At 73.3% G+C, this 22124-nt stretch carries 19 protein-coding genes; 12 read left to right on the top strand and 7 right to left on the bottom strand.

What is annotated here, in order from left to right; genetic code table 11:
- The first annotated feature begins 1123 nt into the window (after nucleotides 1–1123).
- Nucleotides 1124–1495 (top strand): VOC family protein, encoded by a 372-nt coding sequence (locus AB0O53_RS35150; protein ID WP_351000376.1) that lies wholly within the window; start codon nucleotides 1124–1126, stop codon nucleotides 1493–1495.
- Nucleotides 1496–1566: 71 nt separating this feature from the next.
- On the opposite strand, the gene AB0O53_RS35145 is transcribed toward AB0O53_RS35150, so the two are convergent.
- Both AB0O53_RS35145 and AB0O53_RS35140 read right to left on the bottom strand, forming a co-directional pair.
- Nucleotides 1567–1800: a ferredoxin gene (locus tag AB0O53_RS35145; RefSeq protein WP_031146059.1), complete on the bottom strand. Its 234-nt coding sequence runs from the start codon at nucleotides 1798–1800 to the stop codon at nucleotides 1567–1569.
- Nucleotides 1800–3263, bottom strand: coding sequence for an aldehyde dehydrogenase (locus AB0O53_RS35140; protein WP_351000373.1), 1464 nt, complete (start codon nucleotides 3261–3263; stop codon nucleotides 1800–1802). Before AB0O53_RS35140 ends, AB0O53_RS35145 begins: the two co-directional genes overlap by 1 nt.
- Before the next feature lie 181 nt (nucleotides 3264–3444).
- On the opposite strand from AB0O53_RS35140, the gene AB0O53_RS35135 reads away from it, so the two are divergent.
- From AB0O53_RS35135 to AB0O53_RS35105, 7 genes are all read left to right on the top strand, one after another.
- On the top strand, nucleotides 3445–4494 hold the full coding sequence (locus AB0O53_RS35135; protein ID WP_351000370.1) for a Strvi_7410 family MBL fold metallo-hydrolase: 1050 nt from the start codon (nucleotides 3445–3447) through the stop codon (nucleotides 4492–4494).
- A gap of 333 nt (nucleotides 4495–4827) precedes the next feature.
- The gene (locus AB0O53_RS35130; RefSeq protein ID WP_351000367.1) at nucleotides 4828–6102 is read left to right on the top strand and encodes an SCO2321 family membrane protein; all 1275 of its coding nucleotides are present in this window, start codon (nucleotides 4828–4830) and stop codon (nucleotides 6100–6102) included.
- Entirely contained in the window at nucleotides 6102–6761 is a 660-nt protein-coding gene (locus AB0O53_RS35125) for an SCO2322 family protein (RefSeq protein ID WP_351000365.1), read from the top strand. The genes AB0O53_RS35130 and AB0O53_RS35125 overlap by 1 nt, the downstream gene beginning before the upstream one ends.
- On the top strand, nucleotides 6758–7978 hold the full coding sequence (locus AB0O53_RS35120; protein ID WP_351000362.1) for an energy-coupling factor transporter transmembrane component T: 1221 nt from the start codon (nucleotides 6758–6760) through the stop codon (nucleotides 7976–7978). Before AB0O53_RS35125 ends, AB0O53_RS35120 begins: the two co-directional genes overlap by 4 nt.
- Nucleotides 7975–9804, top strand: a complete 1830-nt coding sequence (locus AB0O53_RS35115) for an ABC transporter ATP-binding protein (RefSeq protein ID WP_365201101.1) — start codon at nucleotides 7975–7977, stop codon at nucleotides 9802–9804. The genes AB0O53_RS35120 and AB0O53_RS35115 overlap by 4 nt, the downstream gene beginning before the upstream one ends.
- The gene (locus tag AB0O53_RS35110; RefSeq protein ID WP_365201098.1) at nucleotides 9801–10718 is read left to right on the top strand and encodes an ECF transporter S component; all 918 of its coding nucleotides are present in this window, start codon (nucleotides 9801–9803) and stop codon (nucleotides 10716–10718) included. Before AB0O53_RS35115 ends, AB0O53_RS35110 begins: the two co-directional genes overlap by 4 nt.
- 311 nt (nucleotides 10719–11029) lie before the next feature.
- The gene (locus AB0O53_RS35105) at nucleotides 11030–11434 is read left to right on the top strand and encodes an aggregation-promoting factor C-terminal-like domain-containing protein (protein WP_351000354.1); all 405 of its coding nucleotides are present in this window, start codon (nucleotides 11030–11032) and stop codon (nucleotides 11432–11434) included.
- Between the two features lie 166 nt (nucleotides 11435–11600).
- On the opposite strand, the gene AB0O53_RS35100 is transcribed toward AB0O53_RS35105, so the two are convergent.
- Complete coding sequence (locus AB0O53_RS35100; RefSeq protein WP_351000351.1) at nucleotides 11601–12770, bottom strand: steroid 3-ketoacyl-CoA thiolase; 1170 nt, start codon at nucleotides 12768–12770, stop codon at nucleotides 11601–11603.
- Nucleotides 12771–13018: 248 nt separating this feature from the next.
- On the opposite strand from AB0O53_RS35100, the gene AB0O53_RS35095 reads away from it, so the two are divergent.
- Nucleotides 13019–14263: a cytochrome P450 gene (locus tag AB0O53_RS35095; RefSeq protein WP_351000348.1), complete on the top strand. Its 1245-nt coding sequence runs from the start codon at nucleotides 13019–13021 to the stop codon at nucleotides 14261–14263.
- 236 nt (nucleotides 14264–14499) lie between these two features.
- On the opposite strand, the gene AB0O53_RS35090 is transcribed toward AB0O53_RS35095, so the two are convergent.
- Entirely contained in the window at nucleotides 14500–15066 is a 567-nt protein-coding gene (locus tag AB0O53_RS35090) for a PaaI family thioesterase (protein WP_365201093.1), read from the bottom strand.
- A 107-nt stretch (nucleotides 15067–15173) separates the two neighbouring features.
- Here AB0O53_RS35090 and AB0O53_RS35085 point away from each other — a divergent pair, with 107 nt between their 5' ends.
- Nucleotides 15174–16115 (top strand): GlxA family transcriptional regulator, encoded by a 942-nt coding sequence (locus tag AB0O53_RS35085; protein ID WP_351000342.1) that lies wholly within the window; start codon nucleotides 15174–15176, stop codon nucleotides 16113–16115.
- A 30-nt stretch (nucleotides 16116–16145) separates the two neighbouring features.
- On the opposite strand, the gene AB0O53_RS35080 is transcribed toward AB0O53_RS35085, so the two are convergent.
- On the bottom strand, nucleotides 16146–18227 hold the full coding sequence (locus AB0O53_RS35080; RefSeq protein ID WP_365201090.1) for a phosphatase PAP2 family protein: 2082 nt from the start codon (nucleotides 18225–18227) through the stop codon (nucleotides 16146–16148).
- 107 nt (nucleotides 18228–18334) lie between these two features.
- Here AB0O53_RS35080 and AB0O53_RS35075 point away from each other — a divergent pair, with 107 nt between their 5' ends.
- Nucleotides 18335–18691 (top strand): antibiotic biosynthesis monooxygenase family protein, encoded by a 357-nt coding sequence (locus tag AB0O53_RS35075; protein WP_351000336.1) that lies wholly within the window; start codon nucleotides 18335–18337, stop codon nucleotides 18689–18691.
- Nucleotides 18692–18827: 136 nt separating this feature from the next.
- On the opposite strand, the gene AB0O53_RS35070 is transcribed toward AB0O53_RS35075, so the two are convergent.
- Entirely contained in the window at nucleotides 18828–19223 is a 396-nt protein-coding gene (locus AB0O53_RS35070; RefSeq protein WP_351000334.1) for a nuclear transport factor 2 family protein, read from the bottom strand.
- A 107-nt stretch (nucleotides 19224–19330) separates the two neighbouring features.
- Here AB0O53_RS35070 and AB0O53_RS35065 point away from each other — a divergent pair, with 107 nt between their 5' ends.
- Nucleotides 19331–19873, top strand: a complete 543-nt coding sequence (locus AB0O53_RS35065; protein WP_351000331.1) for a GNAT family N-acetyltransferase — start codon at nucleotides 19331–19333, stop codon at nucleotides 19871–19873.
- Nucleotides 19874–19960: 87 nt separating this feature from the next.
- Here the strand turns inward: AB0O53_RS35065 and AB0O53_RS35060 are convergent, their stop codons facing one another.
- Nucleotides 19961–22030 carry a DHA2 family efflux MFS transporter permease subunit gene (locus AB0O53_RS35060; RefSeq protein ID WP_351000328.1) on the bottom strand — a complete coding sequence of 690 codons (2070 nt, stop codon included), beginning with the start codon at nucleotides 22028–22030 and terminating at the stop codon, nucleotides 19961–19963.
- Nucleotides 22031–22124 lie beyond the last annotated feature (94 nt).

Genomic DNA, 22124 nt, shown 5'->3' with positions numbered 1-22124 from the left:
TTGACCGCCCGTCCCGCCCCGGAACTGCAAGGACCGGCGGAAAACCCCAAAAGAACGAGCCGGGACCTTCGTTTCAGGGACGGCCACATCAGCGACGCCGGGCGGGAGCCCGGCGCGCCCCAAATCGCTACGCGCTCCTCCGAGACGGCGTCCGCAGGCCCCGTGGGCTGGACATAAGCCGCCATCGATCGCTACGCGCTTCGCCCTGACCGCGTCCGGCGGTCGTCAGGGGCTGGGAGGGGCGGATTCGAGGGGCGGGAGGGCGATCCATCGGCCCAGCCGATCTCAACCCCCGACAACGTCAGAGTGACATCCCAACCGCCCACCCAAAGAAGGGCAATTAGGGCAAACCGAGGGCCTTCTGGGGTGCGCACTCACGTAGACACGGATGGGGTTCGCCTCAGCCGTCATCCAGCGCTTTTCCTCCCCCGAACCGCCCACAGACGCCGTCCGTGAGCAGGCCATCACGCCTCTGCTGCCTATGACCGGCCCCAGACGCGCTGCGGACGCGTGATCGAGAAGCGCGTAGCGATCTGCGGCGGCCTATTCCCAGCCCACGGGGCCTGCTGACGCCGTCGGGCAGGAGCGCGTAGCGATTTGGGGCGTACCGGGCTTTGCTCGCGCTGGGCACCGCCTCGATGGTCTCTCGTCGCCCGGCTCGTTCTTTTGGGGTTTTCCGCCGGTCCTTGCAGTTCCGGGGCGGGACGGGCGGTCAAGGGTGGCCGTAGGCCATCGCAACGCGACGCGACGCAGGAGCGCCCTTGAGGGACCGGCACGACCCGGAAAACCATCGGACAGACGGAAAAACCCCCAGAACAACTCCGATACCGCCCGGGTACATCCCGCTCCCCACACCACCGCCGCGCCTCGGCACCCCCGCCCCGCCGACTGCCGCCCCCACACCACCCCGCGCCTTCCGTCCCCCGCCCCGCGAAACCCGCTCCCCCGCACCCCCGCCGCGGCTTACGCCTCCGCCGCGCCTCGTCGGAACCCCCGGGGCTCGCTCTCGGTTCAGGCCCCGGCCCGCCGGGGGTGTGTCGCCGGAGTCGGCCCGTCTCGCGTCCGGCCCGGCCGCGCCAATTCCTGTGGACAGGGGTCACCGCCGCGTCCGATAGTGCGCCCCATGGCTTCTCTCGTACGACACATCACAGTTGACTGTTCCGACGCCTACCGACTGGGCCAGTTCTGGGCCGCCGTTCTGGACGGCTCGCTCGCCGACGACGACTTCCCCGGCGACCCCGAGGCGCTGGTCACGGCGCCCGGGTCGGCGCTGCTGTTCGTGACCGTTCCCGACGCCAAGAGCGTCAAGAACCGTGTGCACGTGGACCTTCAGCCGCAGGACCGCACCCGCGACGAGGAGGTCGAGCGCATCCTCGCCCTCGGCGCCACCGTCGCCGGCGACCACCGCCGGCCCGACGGCACCGGGTGGGTCACCCTCGCCGACCCCGAGGGCAACGAGTTCTGCGTCGAGCGGAGCGCCGCCGAGCGGAAGTGATCGGCAGCGGCCGGGGGCGCGCCGTCGGCCCCGCCCCCGTCCGCTCCCCCGCTCCTCACTCCCCTGCTCCCCTACTCCTCCGGCGGGAAGACCGGTTCGCCGGTGACGGCCAGTGTGATCATGATGGCTTCCACCGGGCAGCCCTCCGCCGCCGTGAGGACCGGTTCGCTCGCGTCCGACTGCGGGCTGCGCGGGTGGGACTGGCGCGCCGAGTCCAGGACGAAGCCGTCCGGGGCGTGGTTGACGCACATGCCCGAGCCGATGCAGACCCCCCGGTCCACCTCGACCTGCCAGCGGTCGCCCATCAGGCACCCGCCTCGTAGCCCGCCGGCAGGTGGATCATCTTGTGCTCCAGGTACTCGCCCAGGCCCTCCGGGCCGAACTCCCGCCCGAGACCGCTGTTCTTGTAGCCGCCGAACGGCCCCAGCATGTCCAGGCTGAAGGTGTTCACGTTGAAGGTGCCGGTGCGGATCCGGCGGGCGAAGTCGATGCCGTGCTCGACGTCCGCGGTCCAGACGCTGCCGCTGAGGCCGAACTCCGAGTCGTTGGCGACCCGTACGGCCTCCTCCTCGTCCCCGTAGGGGATCAGGCAGACGACCGGGCCGAAGATCTCCTCGCGGGCGATCCGCATGGAGTTGTCGACGTCGCCGAAGAGCGTGGGCTCCACGTACCAGCCCCGGTCGAGGCCGGCCGGGCGGCCGCCGCCCGCCAAGACCTTGGCGCCCTCCTCCTGGCCGATCCGGATGTAGTCCAGGGAGCGCTGCTGCTGGCGCTGCGCGACGAGCGGGCCGAGCTGGGTGGCCGGGTCGAGCGGGTCGCCGACGACGAGCGCTCCGGCCGCCGCCGCGAGGGCCTCGGCGACCTCCTCGTACCGGCTGCGGGGGGCGAGGATCCGGGTCTGGGCCACGCAGGCCTGGCCGTTGTTCATCCAGGCGGCGGGCACGATCCCGGCGACGGCGGTCTCCACGTCGGCGTCGGGGAGGACGACGGCGGCGGACTTGCCGCCGAGTTCGAGGGTGACCCGGGTGAGGTTGCGCGCGGCGACCTCCATCACGCGCCGGCCGGCGGCGACCGAGCCGGTGAAGGCCACCTTGTCGATGCCGGGGTGGCCGACGAGGTACTCGCTGACCTCGCGGTCGGCGGGCAGGATCGACAGCACGCCCTCGGGCACTCCGGCCTCGCGCGCGATGTCGGCGAGGATGTAGGAGTCCAGCGGCGCCTCCGGGGAGGGCTTGAGGATCACGGTGGAGCCGGACAGCAGGGCCGGGGCCAGCTTGGCGGCCGCGACGAACTGCGGGACGTTCCACGGGATGACGGCGGCGACGACGCCCACGGGCTCGCGGCGCACCAGGATCGGGCCGAGCACGCCCTGGCGGTGCTCCTCGTACGGGTAGGCGCGCGCGACGGTGATCGCGGCGTCGTAGACCATCATCGGGCCGAGCGCCTGGGCCAGGACGCTCCAGGAGTACGGGGAGCCGTTCTGGGAGCTGATCGAGCGGGCGATCTCCTCGTGGCGGACGGCGATGGCGTCCTTGATGCGGGAGACGACCGCGATCCGCTCCTCCAGAGTCATCCGCGGCCAGGGGCCCTCGTCGAAGGCCTTGCGCGCGAGCGCGACGGCGCGGTCGACGTCGGCCTCGGAGGCGTGCGGGACGGAGCCGATGACCTGCTCGGTGTGGGGGGAGACGATCCGGATGGTGTCGGTGCCCAGCGGATCCGTCCACTCACCGCCGATGAACAGTTTTCCGTGTTCCACGAGCTCCGTCATGGCTGAGGCCTCCTGCGGCTTGGCGTTCCCGAACTGATACCAGTTCTAGTTCTAGGAGTCCACGGCCAGGACGGAAGAGGGAAGAAGATCCAACGACTAGCCAGAAAGCCGCCCGGATGGTCGACTTGGGCTACTACTGGAACGCGTTCTCGTCCGAGGACGGCCGACAGGCGGAGGGCTCATGCCGCAGGACACGTCACAGGTCACCGATCACGGCGGAGGCGTGTGGGGGATCAAGGTGCCCATCCCCGACAACCCCCTCGGACACACCCTCGTCCACGTCCTCGACACCGACCGCGGCCCGGTCCTCGTCGACACCGGATGGGACGACCCCGCGTCCTGGGACACCCTCGTCGCCGGCCTCGCCGCGCTCGGTATCGCCATCGCCGACGTCCACGGCGTGGTCATCACCCACCACCACCCCGACCACCACGGACTGTCCGGCAAGGTCCGCGAGGCGTCCGGCGCGTGGATCGCCATGCACGCCGCCGACACCGAGGTCGTCGTCCGCACCCGCTCCTCCGAGCCCGGCGTGTGGTTCGACTACATGAGCGCCAAGCTCGCCGCCGCCGGAGCCCCCGAGGAGCACATCGCCCCGCTGCGCGCCGCCCGCGCGAGCGGCCGCATGCGCACCCTGCCCGGACTGCGCGCCGCCGTGCCCGACCGCGAGATCGTCCCCGCCGAGCTGCTCCCCCTCGCCGGACGCCGGCTGCGCGCGATCTGGACCCCCGGCCACACCCCCGGCCACGTCTGCCTGCACCTGGAGGAACAGCACCCGGCGAACCTCCCCGGCAACGGCCGCCTCTTCTCCGGCGACCACCTGCTGCCCGGGATCTCCCCGCACATCGGCCTCTACGAGGCGCCCGAGGACACCCGCGTCACCGATCCCCTCGGCGACTACCTCGACTCCCTCGAACGCATCGGCCGCCTCGCACCGGCCGAGGTGCTCCCGGCCCACCAGCACGCCTTCACCGACGCACCCGCCCGCGTACGGGAACTCCTGGACCACCACGAGGAACGCCTGACGGGGCTCTGGGAGCTGCTGGCCGAGCCGCTGACCCCCTGGGGTCTCGCCGAGCGGATGGAGTGGAACCGGCCCTGGGAGCAGATCCCGTACGGCTCCCGCAACATCGCCGTCTCGGAGGCGGAGGCGCATCTGCGGCGGCTGGTGAAACAGGGCCGCGCCGAGGCGGTCCCCGGCACCGACCCGGTGACGTACCGGGCCCTGTGAGGGCGGGCGCGGGGGCCCGGCGCGAGGGCCGGGCGGGCGGCCCCGGAACCGTCCGCCACCGGACGCCCCCGGGCCGGGGAGCTACGGGCCGGTAGAGTGAGGCGGTCGTCCACACCCCGTACGGGGGGAAGCCGGTGCGAATCCGGCGCTGACCCGCAACCGTGACCCGCCCCCTGCACCACCCGGGCGGGAAGCCGGAATGCCCCGTACCGTAAGTGCGCGGCTCGCGCCGCCGGTCCTTCCGGCGGCCGGCACCGTCGAGGAAAACGGAGCCGGAGCCCGGTGCCCGTGCGTGCCTGCCCCGGTTCCCCAGCAGGAGAGGCACCCTCCCCCATGACCGTCCGCCGCAGCGCCGCCGCGCTCGCCGCCTCCGCCGTGCTCTGCGTGGGTGTCGCCCCCGCAGCCCTCGCCGACACCGCGCCGCCCTCCCCCTCCGCACCCCCGGTCATCCCCTCCGGGCTCTACGGCAAGAACGACCCCACCTACGACGGCGTGTGGCGGCAGTCCTTCGCGCTGCTCGCCCAGGACACCGTCGGCGTCAAGCCCGCCGCGCAGGCCGTGGACTGGCTGGTCGGCCAGCAGTGCGCGAACGGCTCCTTCCCCGCCTTCCGCGCGGACACCACCAAGGACTGCGACGCGACGGCGTACATCGACTCCAACGCGACGGCCGCGGCCGTGCAGGCGCTGACCGCGCTCGGCGGCCACGACGACACCGTCAAGAAGGCGATCGGCTGGCTGAAGTCCGTACAGAACGAGGACGGCGGCTGGAGCTCCAACCCCGGCGGCGCCATGGACGGCGGCACCGACGCCAACTCGACCGCCATCGTGATCAGCGCCCTGACCGCGGCCGGCGAGAAGCCGGCCGACACGAAGTCGAAGGCGGGCAAGTCCCCCTACGAGGCGCTGCTCTCCTTCCAGCTGAGCTGCGCCGCCGAGCCGGCCGCGGACCGGGGCTCCTTCGCGTTCCAGCCGGTCGGCGGCAAGCTCGTCGCCAACGCCGACGCCACGGCCGCGGCGGCCCTGGCCGGCCTCGGCAAGGGCACGGCCGTCGTCCCCTCCGGTACGGACACCCCCGCGGCCCCGCTGACCTGCCCGGCGGCGCCCGCCACTGACCCGGCGGCCGGCGCCGCGGCCGCCGCCCAGGGCGCGGCCGGCTACCTGGCCGAGGCCCTCAAGAAGGACGGCCACCTGACGGCCCTCACCCCGGGCGCGGACCAGCCGACCGCGGACACCGGCAACACCGCCGACGCGGTCATCGCGCTGGCCGCGGCCGGCCACAAGCAGTCGGCGGCGGGCGCGCTGGAGTGGCTGAAGGGCAACTCCGCCGAGTGGGCCAAGGGCTCCCCGGCCGCGCTGGGCACCCTGGTCCTCGCCGCGCACGCCACGGGCACCGACCCGAAGTCCTTCGGCGGCACCGACCTGGTGGCCGCGCTGAACGCGACGGGCCCGGCCCCGCAGGGCTCGGACACCGGCGCGACCGAGGTGAAGGGCGAGAAGGACGAGCCGTCCGGCGGCCAGAACCTCTGGTGGATCATCGGTGCGGGCGCCGCGGCCGGCATGGGCATCGGCATCCTGCTGAGCGGCCGCCGGAAGAAGAACCAGCTCTGATGCGCCGCCGCCTGCCCGCCGCGGCCCTCGCCCTCGGCATCGTCCTGGCCCTGCTGGCCGCCGCTCCGGCGCTGGCGGCCGGCTACCGCTACTGGTCGTTCTGGGACGGCGCGGCGGGCGGCCAGTGGTCGTACGCCACGCAGGGGCCGTCGCTGGCCCGTCCCGCGGACGGCTCGGTCCAGGGCTTCCGCTTCGCGGTGAGCAAGGACGCGGCGGCGGAGGCGGCGAAGCCGCGGGCCGCCGCCGACTTCGAGGCCGTGTGCGGGGCGACCGCACCGGCCGAGGGCCGCAAGCGGGTGGCCCTCGTCATCGACTTCGGCGTGCAGGCGGACGCCCCGACGGGCGAGGTCGTACCGCAGGAGGCCCCGCGCACGGCCTGCGCGCAGGTGGCACCCGAGGCCACGACCGCGGAGGCGCTGGCGGCGGTCGCCAAGCCGCTGCGCTACAACAGCGCGGCGCTGCTGTGCGCGATCTCGGGCTACCCGCAGCACGGCTGCGGGGAGCAGATCGCGGAGAGCGGCGCGCCGCAGGCGTCCGCCGAGCCGTCCGGGTCCGCCCCGGGCGGCGGCGGCCCGTCCGCCGGTCTGCTCGTGGGCATCGCCGCGGTCGCCGCCCTGGCCGCCGCGGGCGTGTGGCAGTCCCGCCGCCGGCGCCGATGACCCACCCCGCGTCCGGGGCGCCCGCGGGAGCACCCACCGGAGCCGCACCCGCCGACGTGCCCCCGGCCCGCCGGAGCGCGCCCGGGGCGGCGGACTCCCCGCGCCGGTCGGCGTACGAACGGCTCAGGGCCCCGCAGGCAGGCCGGGCCACCGCCCTGCACGCGGGGGCCTGGTGGCTGTGGGCCCTCGGTCTGGCCACCGCCGCGTCCCGCACGACCAATCCGCTGCTCCTCGGGCTGATCGTCGGCGTCGCCGGCTTCGTGGTCGCGGCCCGCCGCACGGACGCGCCCTGGGCCCGCTCCTACGGGGCCTTCCTCAAGCTCGGCCTGGTCGTCATCGGCCTGCGCCTGCTCTTCTCGATGCTCCTGGGCTCGGCCATCCCCGGCACGCACACCCTCTTCGTCCTCCCGGAGGTCCCGCTGCCCGCGTGGGCGCAGGGCATCCGGTTCGGCGGGCGGGTCACCGCCGAGCAGCTCGTCTTCGCCTTCTACGACGGCGCCAAGCTGGCCGCGCTCCTGGTCTGCGTGGGCGCCGCGAACGCCCTCGCCAATCCGGCCCGGCTGCTGAAGTCCCTGCCGGCCGCCCTGTACGAGGCGGGCGTGGCCGTCGTCGTCGCCATGACGTTCGCGCCGAACATGGTCGCCGACGTGGTGCGCCTGCGCACCGCCCGCCGGCTGCGCGGCCGCCCCACCGGCGGGATCAAGGCCGTCCTGCAGATCGGCCTGCCGGTGCTGGAGGGCGCCCTGGAGCGCTCGGTCGCGGTCGCCGCGTCGATGGACGCCCGCGGCTACGGCCGTACCGCGCAGGTCCCGCCGGCCGTCCGGCACACCACCACCGCCCTCACCCTCGGCGGCCTGCTCGGCGTGTGCGCGGGCACGTACGGGCTGCTGGCCGCGCAGGGCGCCGCGTACGGGCTGCCCGTGCTCGGCATCGGCACGGCCCTGGCCCTGGCGGGCCTGCGGCTCGGCGGACGCCGGTCGGTGCGCACCCGCTACCGGCCCGACCGGTGGGGGGTGCGGGCCTGGCTGGTCGCCGGTTCCGGGGCGGCCGTCGCCGGCCTGCTCATCCACGCCGGCGGTGTCGATCCGGCCGGTCTGCATCCGGGGGTGGTCCCGCTGGTGGCCCCCACGCTGCCGTTGTGGCCGGCGGCCGCGGTCCTGATCGGCCTGCTGCCCGCCTTCGTGGCCCCCGTACCGCCCAAGGAGGCGTCACCGTGATCCGCTTCGAGCAGGTGTCGGTCACCTACGACGCCGCCTCCGCCCCCTCGTTGCGGGGCGTCGACCTGGAGATCCCGGAGGGGGAGCTGACACTGCTGGTCGGCCCGTCCGGGGTCGGCAAGTCCACCCTGCTGGGGACGGTGAGCGGGCTGGTGCCGCACTTCACGGGCGGCACCCTGCGCGGCCGGGTCACGGTCGCGGGCCGCGACACGCGTACGCACCGGCCGCGGGAACTCGCGGACGTGGTGGGCACGGTGGGCCAGGACCCGCTGGCGCACTTCGTGACGGACGTGGTGGAGGACGAGCTGGCCTACGGGATGGAGTCGCTGGGCCTGCCGCCCGCGGTGATGCGCCGCCGGGTGGAGGAGACCCTCGACCTGCTGGGCCTGAACGAGCTGCGCGACCGTCCGATCGCGACGCTGTCGGGCGGCCAGCAGCAGCGGGTGGCGATCGGCTCGGTACTGACGACGCACCCGAAGGTGCTGGTGCTGGACGAGCCGACGTCGGCGCTGGACCCGGCGGCGGCCGAGGAGGTCCTGGCGGTCCTCCAGCGACTGGTCCACGACCTGGGCACGACCGTGCTGATGGCGGAGCACCGGCTGGAGCGGGTGGTGCAGTACGCCGACCGCGTCCTGCTGCTGCCCGCCCGGGGCGCCGCCCCGGTCCTCGGCAGCCCGGCGGACGTCATGGCCGTCTCCCCGGTCTGCCCGCCGGTGGTCTCCCTGGGCCGCCTCGCGGGCTGGTCCCCCCTCCCCCTCTCGGTCCGCGACGCCCGCCGCCGCGCCACACCCCTCCTCACCCGCCTCACACCCACGGCGGACCCCACGCCGGGCATCTCAGCCTCGCCGGCGTTTGAGGCGCGGGGCTCGGGGGAGAGCCCCGCTCTTTCAGCCTCGCCGGCGTTTGAGGCGCGGGGGTCCGGGGGCGGCGCCCCCGGCAACGGCGCCGCACCCGGCCTGCTCAGCCGTCTGCTGCGCCGCGGCGGCGGCAAGCCGGAGCCCGCCGACCCTGCCGAGCCCGCCGCAGGCGACCCGGCAGGCAACCCGGCAGGCGCCCCGGCAGACGTGGCCCGCACCCGGAACCTCGGCCTCCGCCGAGCCCGCACCGAGGTGCTGCGCGACATCGACCTCACCGTGGCCCCCGGCGAGACCATCGCCCTGATGGGCCGCAACGGCGCCGGGAAGTCCACCCTGCTCTCCACCCTCGTCGGTACGCTCGCCCCCACCACCGGCGAGGTGACCGTCGGCGGCCGGACCCCGCACCGCACGGCACCGCCCGAGATGGTGCGCCGCGTGGGCCTCGTCCCCCAGGAGCCCCGCGACCTGCTCTACGCCGACACCGTCGCCGCCGAGTGCGCCGCCGCCGACTCCGACGCCGGCGCGGCCCCCGGTACCTGCCGCGACCTGGTCTCCGGCCTGCTGCCGGGGGTGCCCGACGACACCCACCCCCGTGACCTGTCCGAGGGCCAGCGCCTGGCCCTGGCCCTGGCGCTGGTCCTCACCGGCCGGCCCGCGCTGCTGCTGCTCGACGAGCCGACCCGCGGCCTGGACTACGCGGCCAAGGCCCGGCTGATCGAGATCCTGCGCGGCCTGGCCGCCGACGGGCACGCCGTCGTCCTGGCCACCCACGACGTGGAGCTGGCGGCCGAGCTGGCCGACCGCGTGGTGATCCTGGCGGGCGGGGAGATCGTGGCGGACGGCCCCACGGCGGAGGTCGTGGTGTCCTCGCCGGCCTTCGCGCCGCAGGTGGCGAAGGTGCTGGCACCGGGGCACTGGCTCACCGTGAGCCAGGTCGCCGAGGCCCTCGACGCGGCGGCGGCCCGATGACCGGCCCCGCGAACCGCCCTGCGAACCGCCCTGCGATCGGCCGGGCGAACCGTCGGGCGAACCGCCCCGTCCGGATCGGCCCCCGGGCCGCCGCGGCCCTGCTGCTGGTCACCCTCATCGGCATCGCGGCCTTCGGCTGGCCCCTGCTCGCCGACCGGCAGGCGGGGCTGCTCGCGCATTCCCAGGACGCGCCGTGGCTGTTCGCGGCGCTGCTGCCCCTCCTGGTCGCCGTCGTCGTGGCGACGATCGCCGACCAGGGCATGGACGCGAAGGCGGTGGCGATGCTCGGCGTGCTCGCGGCCGTCGGTGCGGCGCTGAGACCGCTGGGCGCGGGCACGGCCGGCCTGGAGCCGATGTTCTTCCTGATGGTGCTGGCCGGCCGGGTCCTCGGTCCGGGCTTCGGCTTCGTCCTGGGCTCGGTGACGATGTTCGCCTCGGCCCTGCTGACGGGCGGGGTCGGGCCGTGGATGCCGTTCCAGATGCTGTCGCTGGGCTGGTTCTCGCTGGGCGCGGGGCTGCTGCCGGGCCCGGAGCGGATCCGGGGCCGGGCGGAGCTGCTGATGCTGGCCGCGTACGGCTGCGCGGGGGCCTTCGCGTACGGCGCGGTCATGAACCTCCAGGGATGGACGATCATCCCGGGTGGGGAGGACGGCATCTCCTTCCACGCGGGGGAGCCGTTGGCCGCGAACCTGGCGCGGTTCGTCGCGTACTACCTGGCGACCTCGCTGGGCTGGGACCTGGGCCGGGCCGCGCTGACGGTCGTACTGACGCTCACGCTCGGCGGCACTGTGCTGCGGGCGTTGCGTCGGGCGACCCGCAAAGCCGCGTTCGATGCGCCCGTCTCCTTCGATTCCGGGGGCGCGGAGATCGGTGAACCTGCGCCGGACGGGTACGCGTCCGGCCACCGAGGGTGAGTTCGGGGGCCTTCGCCGGTGAGGCGGCCCACAGGACGCACGTCACATACGAGGGCGGGTAGGAGACGTCGGAGCGGCCGATAACGCCCGATTCACCCGTTTCGACCGGGGGTCGGAGGGCCCTGGTGTCCGAGGCGGGCTAGTAGGCGGGGCCTTTGCCAGGGCGTCGGGGCGTCGGTAGAACTGAACGTGTCGCAAGGCGGCCGGGGTGCTTCACCCCCCGCCGACGAACCCCTCTCCCTCGCGTGAGTGGCTCACGCACCGCTTCGGCGTGCGTGCGACCGTCCTTGTCCCCTTCGGAAGGTTCATCCGTGTCCAACGCTGTCATCCGCCGCATCGCCGCTTCCAAGAAGACCCTCGTCGGTTCCGTCCTCGCCCTGGGCGTCGCCGGTTCCATGCTGGCCGCGGTTCCCGCGCAGGCCGCCCCGACGGGTGCGAAGGCGATCGCGCAGCAGATGATCAAGGACCCGGCGCAGTTCGCGGCCTTCGACAAGATCGTCTCGCACGAGAGCGGCTGGAACCACACCGCGACCAACTCTTCTTCCGGCGCGTACGGCCTGGTCCAGGCCCTGCCGGCCTCGAAGATGGCCTCCGCGGGCGCCGACTGGAAGACCAACCCGGCCACCCAGATCAAGTGGGGTCTGGACTACATGAACGAGCGCTACGGCAGCCCGGTCCAGGCCTGGAACTTCTGGCAGGCCAACCACTGGTACTAAGCCGCGGCACCCACCGCAGCGCCAGCAGCAGTAGCAGTAGCAGTAGCAGCAAGCATTCGAAGGCCCCGGTGGCCGGCCTCCCCAGGTCCGGCCACCGGGGCCTTCTGCATCCCATCCCACGGGATCGCGTGCGTCCTGCGCGCGGGGGGTGTGCGCGCGGACGCGGTCAGAGGCGCTGGATGATCGTCCCGGTCGCCAGGGCGCCGCCGGCGCACATGGTGATCAGGGCGAACTCCTTGTCGCGGCGTTCCAGCTCGTGCAGTGCGGTGGTGATCAGGCGGGCGCCGGTGGCGCCGACGGGGTGGCCGAGGGCGATGCCGCCGCCGTTGACGTTGACCTTCTCCAGGTCCTGGTCGAAGACCTTGGCCCAGCTGAGGACGACGGAGGCGAAGGCCTCGTTGATCTCGACGAGGTCGATGTCCTTGAGGGACATGCCGGCCTTGCCGAGCACGGCCCGCGTCGCGTCGATCGGCCCGTCGAGGTGGTAGTGGGGGTCGGCGCCGACGAGCGTCTGGGCGACGATCCGGGCGCGCGGCTTGAGCTTGAGGGCGCGGGCCATCTTGCGCGAGGCCCACATCACGGCGGCGGCGCCGTCGGATATCTGCGAGGAGTTGCCCGCGGTGTGCACGGCGGTGGGCATGACCGGCTTGAGCCGGGCCAGGGCCTCCATGCTGGTGTCGCGCAGGCCCTCGTCCCGGTCGACCAGGCGCCACATGCCCTGCCCGGCGGCCTGCTCCTCCTCCGTGGTCGGCACCTGTACGGCGAAGGTCTCGCGCTTGAAGCGCTCCTCGGCCCAGGCGGCCTGGGCCCGCTGCTGGGAGAGCAGTCCGAGGCGGTCGACGTCCTCGCGGGTCAGGCCGCGGTTGCGGGCGATGCGTTCGGCGGCCTCGAACTGGTTGGGCAGGTCGACGTTCCACTCGTCGGGGAAGGGCTTGCCCGGGCCGTGCTTGGAACCCGAGCCCAGCGGTACGCGGCTCATGGCCTCGACCCCGCAGGCGATGCCGATGTCCATGACCCCGCCGGAGATCATGTTGGCGACCATGTGGTTGGCCTGCTGCGAGCTGCCGCACTGACAGTCCACGGTCGTCGCGGCGGTCTCGTACGGGAGCCCCATGGCGAGCCAGGCGTTGCGGGCGGGGTTCATGGACTGCTCGCCGGCGTGGGTGACGGTGCCGCCGACGATCTGCTCGACGCAGTCCGGCTGGATTCCGGTACGGGCGAGGAGTTCGCGGTAGGTCTCACCGAGCAGGTAGGCGGGATGAAGGTTGGCGAGCGCGCCTCCGCGCTTGCCGATGGGGGTGCGTACGGCTTCGACGATGACGGGTTCCGCGGCCATGAGCTCGTCCTCTCCTGCACAGCGCCAGCACGGCGGGCCGTCCCGGCGCCCCGCCCCGAACTAGTACGCGTTCTAGTTCTATCCGCAGTCTTATGACCTGGGGCCCCGCACGCAAGGGTCTTGCACGCGCCCTGCACGGATTCCACACGCAACAGTTGGCGCGCCGACCCTTGTCACTTCTAGAACTCGTTACTACCTTCAAGCCAACTTCTGATGGTCCGTCAGACTTCAGACTTTGGAGTTGCCCGATGTCCTGCCCCGCGCTCCCCGACGGTTTCGACGCCACCGACCCCGACCTCCTCCAGAGCCGGGTCCCCCACCCGGAGTTCGCACGGCTGCGGCAGACCGCCCCCGTGTGGTGGTGCCCGCAGCGGCGGGGGGTCACCGGTTTCGACGACGAGGGCTACTGGGCCGTGACCCGGCACGCGGACGTCAAGTACGTCTCCACGCACCCCGAGCTGTTCTCCTCGACCACCAACACCGCGATCATCCGCTTCAACGAGCACATCCAGCGTGATGCGATTGATGCCCAGCGGCTGATCATGCTGAACATGGATCCGCCGGAGCACTCCCGCGTACGCCAGATCGTGCAGCGCGGCTTCACCCCGCGGGCCATCCGCGGCCTGGAGGACGCCCTGCGCGACCGGGCCCGGAAGATCGTCGAGGAGGCCTCGGAGGCGGCGGCCGACGGGAGCTTCGACTTCGTCACGCAGGTGGCGTGCGAGCTTCCGCTGCAGGCCATCGCCGAGCTGATCGGCGTACCGCAGAAGGACCGCTCCAAGATCTTCGACTGGTCGAACAAGATGATCGCCTACGACGACCCGGAGTACGCGATCACGGCCGAGGTCGGCTCCAACGCCGCCATGGAACTCATCGGCTACGCGATGAACCTCTCGGCGCAGCGCAAGGAGTGTCCGGCCCAGGACATCGTCACGCAGCTGGTGGCGGCCGAGGGCCAGGGCAACCTCGGCTCCGACGAGTTCGGCTTCTTCGTGCTGCTGCTGGCGGTCGCGGGCAACGAGACCACCCGCAACGCCATCAGCCACGGCATGCACGCCTTCCTGACCCACCCCGAGCAGTGGGAGCTCTACAAGGCGACCCGGCCGTCCACCGCCGCGGAGGAGATCGTCCGCTGGGCCACCCCGGTGGTGTCCTTCCAGCGCACCGCCACCCAGGACACCGAGCTGGGCGGCCAGAAGATCAAGGCGGGCGACCGAGTGGGGATGTTCTACTCCTCCGCCAACCACGACCCCGAGGTCTTCGAGAACCCCGACGTCTTCGACATCACCCGCGACCCGAACCCGCACCTGGGCTTCGGCGGCGGCGGTCCGCACTTCTGCCTCGGCAAGTCCCTGGCCGTGATGGAGATCGACCTGATCTTCAACGCCCTGGCCGACGCGCTGCCCGACCTGCGGCTGGCCGGCGAGGGCCCGCGCCGGCTGCGCGCCGCCTGGCTCAACGGCATCAAGGAGCTGCGGGTCAGCCACGGCTGACCCGTGACCCAGGACGGCAGGGGCCGCTCCTCCCACGCCCCGGCCCCTGCCGTCCGCCGGCCGCTCCCCGGCCGGCCGGACCTCCGGCGCCTCCGATCCTCCGGCGCGTCCGATCCTCCGTTCGAGTGGCGGACCCACCCGAACGGGGTGATCCTGACTCCAGCGGCGATCCAGCCGAAGGGGCGCCGGGGCGATGTGCGCCCCGGCGCCCCTTCGGCCCGCACGGCTCGTACGCGTCAGCCCGCGCGCAGGATCGCGCAGGTCGTGGTGGCGTGGGCGTACAGCTTGCCGTCGTGCGTACCGGTCACCCGGGCCTCGGCGGTGGCGGTGGTCCGGCCCACGTGCAGGGCGGTTCCCTCGCAGCGCAGCGTGGGGGTGTCCGCCATGACCGGCCGGATCATGTGCACCCCGAGCTGGACCGTGGTGTAGGCGGTGCCGGCCGGGAGCAGGGTCATCACGGACGAGCCGAGCGCCGAGTCGAGCAGGGTGGCCAGGAAGCCGCCGTGCACCGTGCCCATGGGGTTGAGCAGGTGGTCGCCCGGGTCCCCCTCGAAGACGGCGACGCCCTCGGCGGCCTCGGTGAGCCGGAAGCCCAGGGTGCTCATCATCGACGCGCCGGGCAGTTCGCCCTTGAGGCTCGCCCGGAGGATCTCCAGCCCGCTCATGCCGAGGATCTCGGGCGTCATCTCCGGACGCGGCTCCCAGGTGTGCGTACGGCTGCGGAGCGGGGCCCCGGTCTGCGGCGGGGCACCGGTCCGCGGCGGGGCGCTGGTCTCGGGGGCGCCGGTCTCATACGTGGTCATGGCAACGACCCTAGGCACGCGCCGGGCCGATCGGGAGTGTCGGATCCGGCAGCTTCCGCACGGATTCCGACACCCGCGTCGAGGCCGTCCGGCGCTACCGTGGAGCGGTGAAAGTCGCCGTACTGGCCCTCGACGGGGTCTTCGACTCGGGCATCTCCGCCGTCCTCGACGTGCTGCACACCGCCGACGTGCTGCGCGGCCGGGTGGCCGGCGCCCCGCCGCCCGCCTTCGACATCCGCACGGTCGGCGTGCGGCGGCGGATCCGCACCGGGCTCGGCCACCGCATCGACACCGAGCCGGTCTCCGTCGCCGAGGACGCCGACCTGCTCGTGGTGCCCGCGCTGATGGAGCGCCGCCCGGAGGCCCTGGTCGAGGCCGTCGCGTCGGCCGCGTGCAGGCCCGCCCGCCGGGTCCTCGCCGAGGCCCGCGGACGCGGCACCCCGCTCGCCACCTCCTGCACGGGAACGTTCCTGCTGGCCGAGGCCGGAGTGCTGGACGACCGGCGGGCGACGACCAGCTGGTGGCTCGCCCCCTTCTTCCGGGACCGGTACCGGAAGGTCACGCTCGACGAGACCCGGATGGTCGTCAGCTCCGGCGGGATCACCACGGCGGGCGCCGCGTTCGGCCATCTCGACCTGGCCCTGTCGATCGTCGGCACCCGCAGCCCCGCCCTCGCGGACCTGGTCCGCCGCTACCTCGTCGTCGACGACCGGGCCTCACAGGCGGCGTACGCCATCCCCAGCGCCCTGGCCCGCCACGACCCGCTCGTCGCCGCCTTCGAGCAGTGGGCACGGACCCGCCTCGCGGAGCCGGCGCCGATCGCGGACGCGGCGCGGGAACTCGGCGTCAGCGAGCGCACCCTCCAGCGCGCGGTCGCCCGTACCCTCGGCCGCACGCCCGTGGGCCTGGTCCAGGACCTGCGGGTCGAGCAGGCCGAGCACCTGCTGCGCACGACGGACCTGCCGCTGGCGGCGGTGGCCCGGCGGGTCGGGTACGAGAGCCCGGGACCGCTGCGGACGCTGCTGCGCAGGAGGCGCGGCGAGAGCTGACCCGGGCGCGCCGACCGGGAGCCCGGTCGGTCAGGGGCGCGAACCCGCGACGGGCTCGGCCGCCGCCTTCGCGGGGGCATCGGCCGCCGGGGAGCGTTCCGTACCGTTCCCGCTCTGCTGCGCCGGGAGGTCCACGCGCAGGCCGCGCGGCCCGGACAGGACATGCACGAGCCCGAAGCCGGCGGTCACGACGACCGCCCCGCCGACCGCGTCCAGCACCCAGTGGTTGGCGGTGGCGACGATCGCGCACACCGTGATGAGCGGGTGCAGTGCACCGAGCAGCTTCTGCCAGCCCTTCGGGGCGAGCACGACGATCACGATCCCGCACCACAGCGACCAGCCGAAGTGCAGCGAGGGCATCGCCGCGTACTGGTTGGAGATCGCGGTCATGGCCCCGTACGACGGGTTGGCCAGGTCCTGCGGGCCGTGCACGGTGTCGACGAAGCCGAGGCCGGGCATCAGGCGCGGCGGGGCGAGCGGGTACAGCCAGAATCCGGCGAGGGCCAGGACGGTGGCCAGGCCCAGGGAGGCCCGGGCCCAGCGGTAGTCGCCGGGGCGCCGCCAGTACAGGACCGCCAGGATCGTCAGCGGGACCACGAAGTGGAAGGAGGTGTAGTAGAAGTTGAAGAAGGCCTCCAGCCAGGGCGTCGCCACCACGGCGTGGTTCACGGCGTGCTCGATGTCAAGGCCGAGCGCCTGCTCGATCCCGAGGATCTGGCTGCCGTTGCCCTCGGCGAGGGAGCGGCTGGTGGGCGCCGCCGCCCGGATGTGGGAGTAGAGCGAGTAGCCGACCCGTATCAGCAGGAGTTCCAGCAGCAGGTTCGGGCGGGACAGCACGCGCCGCCAGAACGGCAGCAGCGGCACGCGCGACCAGCGGGCCGCCACCGGCCGCCCGTAGTCCGTCGGTACGGGATCGCGCCAGTACGGGGAGGAGCGGGGCAGGAACGGCACCGCGCAGGCCGCCGCCACCGCGGTGAGCAGCAGCACGTTGTCGCGTACGGGCGCCAGCGCGGTCAGGTTCGGCAGCAGTACGGCGCTCGGCAGGGTCATGGCGAGGACCACGGCCACCGGCCACACGCGCCGGTCGGCGGCGCGCCGGCCCACCTTCCCGGCCACGGCGAGCAGCACCCACAGCAGCTGGTGGCGCCAGCCGGTCGGGGACACGGCGACGGCCACGCAGCCGGTGACGGCGACGGCGAGCAGCAGCTGGCCGTCGCGGGCGTAGCGGACCGCACGGCGCAGGCCGAACCAGACGACGGTGCCCGCGAGGGCGGCGTAGAGCAGGACCTCGGCCGGTCCGGTCAGACCGAGGCGCAGCAGCGCGCCGTGCACGGACTGGTTGGCGAGGCCGTCGGGGGCGCCGCCGAGGCCGGTGCCGCCCAGGTGGTGCACCCAGTACGTCCAGGAGTCGCGCGGCAGGGCCGCCCACGACAGGGCGGTGGCCGCGGCGAAGGTCACGGCGGCGGTGCGGGCGGCGGGGCGGCGTCCGGTCAGCCACAGCAGCGGGGCGAAGAGCAGCAGAGCCGGCTGGAGCGCGGCGGCGAGGCCGACGAGGAGGCCGGCGGGGCGGTCGCCGGGCACCCGGAAGACGGCGAGGAGCACGAGCAGGACGGGGACGACGGCGGTCCGGCCGGGCGAGGCGGCCTCGCGGACCGGCAGCGAGACCATCATCAGGGCCGTCAGGACGGGCGCGGCCAGCAGCGCGGTGCGCCGGGGCACGGGGTCGGGCAGGCCGCGGGCGGCGACGAGCCCGATGGCGGCGACGAACAGCAGCGTCACGCAGGTCCAGGCGACCTCCAGGGAGGGGGCGGCGAGACCGGCGAGCGGCTTGAGTACCAGCCCGGCGAAGGGGGTGCCGGCGAACTGTCCGACGTCGTAGACGGAGCCTGCGACCGGGCCGGCGACCGGGCCGCCCGGGCCCGGGAGGGTGCCGGGGAGGTGGAAGGCGCCCAGCCACTCGGCCGGTGGCACGCGCAGCACCGCGACGGCCTGTCTGACGGCGAGCGCGCCGGCCAGCGCCCACAGGAGGAGCCGCGCCGCGCCGAGCCTGCTGTTGCCGCCTATGACTCCGGCATGTCCGTCCGCCGTGCTGTGCTCCGCCGCGTTAGCCACGCCTCGCCGGCCTCCCGCCCTGTTGACCGCAACCCCGACTTCGCCTGGCTGCCGCGCACCATTACCCGCACGACGATATCCCCCGCAGGATCCCTAGGATGGCTCCCATGAGCATCGTGAAGATCAACGCACTGACGGTTCCCGCCGAGCAGCGGGAGGTCCTGGAGCGGCGCTTCGCCTCGCGGGCCGGGGCGGTGGAGAGCTCGGACGGGTTCGAGTGGTTCGAGCTGCTGCGCCCCGTGGAGGGCACCGACCAGTACCTCGTCTACACGCGGTGGCGTTCGGAGGAGGACTTCCAGGCGTGGATGGAGGGGCCGATGAAGGCCGCTCACCAGGGTGGCGGCGGTGCGGGCGGCGAGGGCGGTGCGGACGGCGGCGCGGCGGAGCGGCCAAAGCCGGCGGCCTCGGCCTCGACGGTGTGGTCGTTCGAGGTCGTGCAGCAGGCGGCGCCGAAGAAGGCCTGAGCGAGCGCCGGCGTTCGGCCCCGGGGCGTTGTCCCGGGGCCGAACGGCCGGGATCGGGCCGGTGGCGTCGGTGCGGGCGATCCGGGGCGGGTCGGCTCCGGGATCGGGGGCGGGTCGGCTCCGGATCAGGAGCGGGTCAGCTCCAGAAGGCGTCTTCCTCGTCGATGTCCGCGGTGCACTGGTCGATGTCGGTGATCTTGTGGCCGACGATCGTGAAGAAGAGCCCCTGGCGGATCTCGATGCCGCGGTCACCTCGGTCACCGCGCGCCGTGTGGAAGCTCATCACGTGCCCCCGCCCGTCCACGAGCACCGATTCCAGGTGCACTTGGAAGGTCCCCTTCGTCTCCTCGCCGAGGCGGCGGTAGAAGTCGAGGACGTGCTCCCGGCCCTTGTGGTGTCCGGACATGGGGTTGTTGCCGGGCACGTGGTGGATGACGTCGGCGGTCATGAGCGCGCCCAGCGCCTCCATGTCGCCCGAGCCGAAGGCCTCGTAACCGCGGCGGATCAGGGCACAGTCCGGATGCTCTGCCATGGCGTTTCACACCCTCCGGGTAGGCGGAATGGTCGCTTTTCCTATCATCGGCCCGCCCCTGTGGATATTCCACGCGGGAGATCGCGCGCCAACTCCACAATGACGCCATGACCACTCACAGCGAACACCGCACTTCGACGCCGTCCGCTTCCGCTTCGTGGACCGTGTCCCCCGCGTGGACCGTGTCCACCGAACCGTTCACGAGCGGCGATGCAACCCGGCTGCGCCGCGCCTACTACGCCGAGGTCGCCGGCCGGTACTGGAAACGCGAGGTCACCGAGGCCGAGATCGACGAAGGGCTGCTGGAGTTCCCGGGCGACGGGCTGGAACCGCCGACGGGACAGTTCGTCGTCGGGCGCCTGGGCGGCGAGGCGCTCGCCTGCGGCGGGGTCCGGCTGCTCGACGCGGTGACCGCCGAGCTCACGAGGGTCTTCGTCGACCGGCGCGCCCGCGGTACGGGCGGCGGGGCGGCCCTGCTCCAGGTCCTGGAGGAGGAGAGCCGGGCGCTGGGCGCGCAGCGGGTCAGGCTGGACACCCGGTCGGATCTCGTGGAGGCCCGAGCGTTGTATGCGCGTCAGGGCTATGCCGAGATACCCGCGTACAACTCCGGCCCGTATGCGGAGCACTGGTTCGAGAAGCACCTGGTCTGACTCCTCCGCGGAAGGCGCACGCGGGCGGACGGCCGCGCGCGGTCGGACGACCGGAGCCCGGCCGGACGACTGGGGGGGGCCGGGCGGCTAGGGAGCGGCGTGATCGCGCCGCGGCTCGGCGTCGTAGGGCTCTTCGGCGTCGGATCCGCACAGCTCCGTGTTGAGCTCCTCGACCAGTTTGACCAGGTCGGTCGGGCGGTCCGGGCCCCACCAGTCGCCGAGGAGCTGGGCGAGGGACTCCTGCCGGGCCGCGCTGAGCTTGGCGGCTGCCTCGCTGCCCTGTTCGGTCAGCACGAGCGGCAGCCCGTCCCGGACTGCGAGTCCGCGCTCCTCCACCTGGCGGGCGGCGTCCGTGATGACCTTCACCGGCACGTTGACGCGTTCGGCGAGCAGAGCCGGTTCCGCCGACCCGTATTTGTTGATCCGCAGCAGCAGCCAGCTGGAGGCGGGCAGCAGGTCGTAGCCGGCCTTCTCTGTGATCTTCTCGTAGACGTGGCGGCGGCCTTCGCGGGTGCCGAGGACGGACAGCGCGCGGGCGACCTCGTCGTGGGAGGAGCGCTGGACGGGGTTGGAGGCCAGGGTCTCGGTCACGTCGGGTGCGGTGACGGAGGCGCGGAGCTTGTCCTCCTTCAGGAAGCAGGCCAGGACGAAGGCGACCAGGACGACGGGGACGGCGTAGAGGAAGACGTCGGTGATGGCGGTGGCGTAGGCGTCGAGCACGCGGGGGCGGAGGTCGGCGGGGAGTGCGCTGATGGCCCGGGGGTCCGCCTCCAGCTGGGGGATGCCCGCGTCGGCGGGCAGGGTGACGCCGGCCAGGGAGGCGGCCAGTTTGTCGTCGAGCTGGTTGGTGAAGACCGTGCCGAAGATCGCGACGCCGAAGGAGGCGCCGATGGAGCGGAAGAAGGTGGCACCTGAGGTGGCGACGCCGAGATCGGCGTAGCTGACGGCGTTCTGCACGACGAGGACGAGGACCTGCATGACCAGGCCCAGTCCGGCGCCGAAGACGAAGAAGTAGACGCTCATCTCCCAGGTGGAGCTGGTGCGGTGCAGCTGGTGGAGGAGGAGCAGGCCGATGGCCGTGACACCGGTGCCGGCGATGGGGAAGACCTTCCAGCGGCCGGTCCGGCTGACGATCTGGCCGGAGGCGGTGGAGGAGATCAGCATGCCGATGACCATCGGCAGCATGTGGACGCCGGACATGGTCGGTGAGACGCCCTGGACGACCTGGAGGAAGGTGGGCAGGTAGACCATCGCCCCGAACATCGCGAAGCCGACGACGAAGCTGATCGCCGAGCAGAGGCTGAAGGTGCGGATGCGGAAGAGCTTCAGCGGCAGGACGGGCTCGGCGGCCCTGCGCTCGACGAGGAGGAAGGCGGCGAGCAGCACCACTCCGAGGACGGCGACGCCGATGATCCGGGCGGATCCCCAGCCCCAGGTGGCGCCGAGGGAGGCGACGAGGACGAGGCAGGTGGCGACGCACGCGATGAGGAAGGTGCCGAGGTAGTCGATGGTGTGCTTCGAGGAGCGCGCCGGGATGTGGAGTGCGGCGGCGATGACGACGAGGGCGACGAGACCGATGGGGAGGTTGATGTAGAAGACCCAGCGCCAGGAGAGGTTGTCGACGAACAGGCCGCCCAGCAGGGGGCCGAGGACGCTGGTGGCGCCGAAGACGCCGCCGAAGAGGCCCTGGTACCGGCCTCGTTCGCGGGGCGGGACGATGTCGCCGACGATCGCCATCGACAGCACGATCAGTCCGCCGCCGCCCAGGCCCTGGAGGGCTCGGAAGCCGATGAGCTGGGGCATGTCCTGGGCCAGTCCGCACAGGGCCGACCCGATCAGGAAGAGGACGATGGCGTACTGGAAGAGCCTCTTGCGTCCGTACTGGTCGCCGAGCTTGCCCCACAGGGGCGTGGCCGCGGTGGCGGCGAGCATGTAGGCGGTGACGACCCAGGACAGGTGGGCCATGCCGCCGAGGTCACTGACGATGGTCGGCAGGGCGGTGGAGACGATCGTCTGGTCGAGCGCCGCGATCAGCAGGCCCAGGAGCAGGGCGCCGATGGGGACGAGTACCTCGCGGGAGCTGTGCTCGCCTGCGGGGCCGGACTTCTGCGCGCCGGGGACGGGGTCCACGGTACCTCTGGTCGCATCCTGAGCCATCGATTCCTCCTCCGGCCGGATCAACATTTCCATCCTGAGTGGTGTGTCCGGTTATGGCCTCTCGGGCGGTTGGGAGGGTTGCGGCGGGTCTGCA

It is taken from the genome of Streptomyces erythrochromogenes, assembly GCF_040684695.1.
In the GTDB taxonomy this organism is placed as follows: domain Bacteria; phylum Actinomycetota; class Actinomycetes; order Streptomycetales; family Streptomycetaceae; genus Streptomyces; species Streptomyces erythrochromogenes_C.
Note: the sequence above shows the minus strand (reverse complement) of the source record. Positions and strands in the feature narration are given on the sequence as shown.

Bases quoted from the DNA above. Each gene is read 5' to 3' on its own strand.
- AB0O53_RS35100 (WP_351000351.1), bottom strand. From the start codon at position 12,770: ATGGCCGCGGAACCCGTCATCGTCGAAGCCGTACGCACCCCCATCGGC.
- AB0O53_RS35075 (WP_351000336.1), top strand. From the start codon at position 18,335: ATGAGCATCGTGAAGATCAACGCACTGACGGTTCCCGCCGAGCAGCGG.
- AB0O53_RS35065 (WP_351000331.1), top strand. From the start codon at position 19,331: ATGACCACTCACAGCGAACACCGCACTTCGACGCCGTCCGCTTCCGCT.
- AB0O53_RS35150 (WP_351000376.1), top strand. From the start codon at position 1,124: ATGGCTTCTCTCGTACGACACATCACAGTTGACTGTTCCGACGCCTAC.
- AB0O53_RS35145 (WP_031146059.1), bottom strand. From the start codon at position 1,800: ATGGGCGACCGCTGGCAGGTCGAGGTGGACCGGGGGGTCTGCATCGGC.
- AB0O53_RS35140 (WP_351000373.1), bottom strand. From the start codon at position 3,263: ATGACGGAGCTCGTGGAACACGGAAAACTGTTCATCGGCGGTGAGTGG.
- AB0O53_RS35130 (WP_351000367.1), top strand. From the start codon at position 4,828: ATGACCGTCCGCCGCAGCGCCGCCGCGCTCGCCGCCTCCGCCGTGCTC.
- AB0O53_RS35125 (WP_351000365.1), top strand. From the start codon at position 6,102: ATGCGCCGCCGCCTGCCCGCCGCGGCCCTCGCCCTCGGCATCGTCCTG.
- AB0O53_RS35120 (WP_351000362.1), top strand. From the start codon at position 6,758: ATGACCCACCCCGCGTCCGGGGCGCCCGCGGGAGCACCCACCGGAGCC.
- AB0O53_RS35060 (WP_351000328.1), bottom strand. From the start codon at position 22,030: ATGGCTCAGGATGCGACCAGAGGTACCGTGGACCCCGTCCCCGGCGCG.
- AB0O53_RS35095 (WP_351000348.1), top strand. From the start codon at position 13,019: ATGTCCTGCCCCGCGCTCCCCGACGGTTTCGACGCCACCGACCCCGAC.
- AB0O53_RS35070 (WP_351000334.1), bottom strand. From the start codon at position 19,223: ATGGCAGAGCATCCGGACTGTGCCCTGATCCGCCGCGGTTACGAGGCC.
- AB0O53_RS35090 (WP_365201093.1), bottom strand. From the start codon at position 15,066: ATGACCACGTATGAGACCGGCGCCCCCGAGACCAGCGCCCCGCCGCGG.
- AB0O53_RS35110 (WP_365201098.1), top strand. From the start codon at position 9,801: ATGACCGGCCCCGCGAACCGCCCTGCGAACCGCCCTGCGATCGGCCGG.
- AB0O53_RS35135 (WP_351000370.1), top strand. From the start codon at position 3,445: ATGCCGCAGGACACGTCACAGGTCACCGATCACGGCGGAGGCGTGTGG.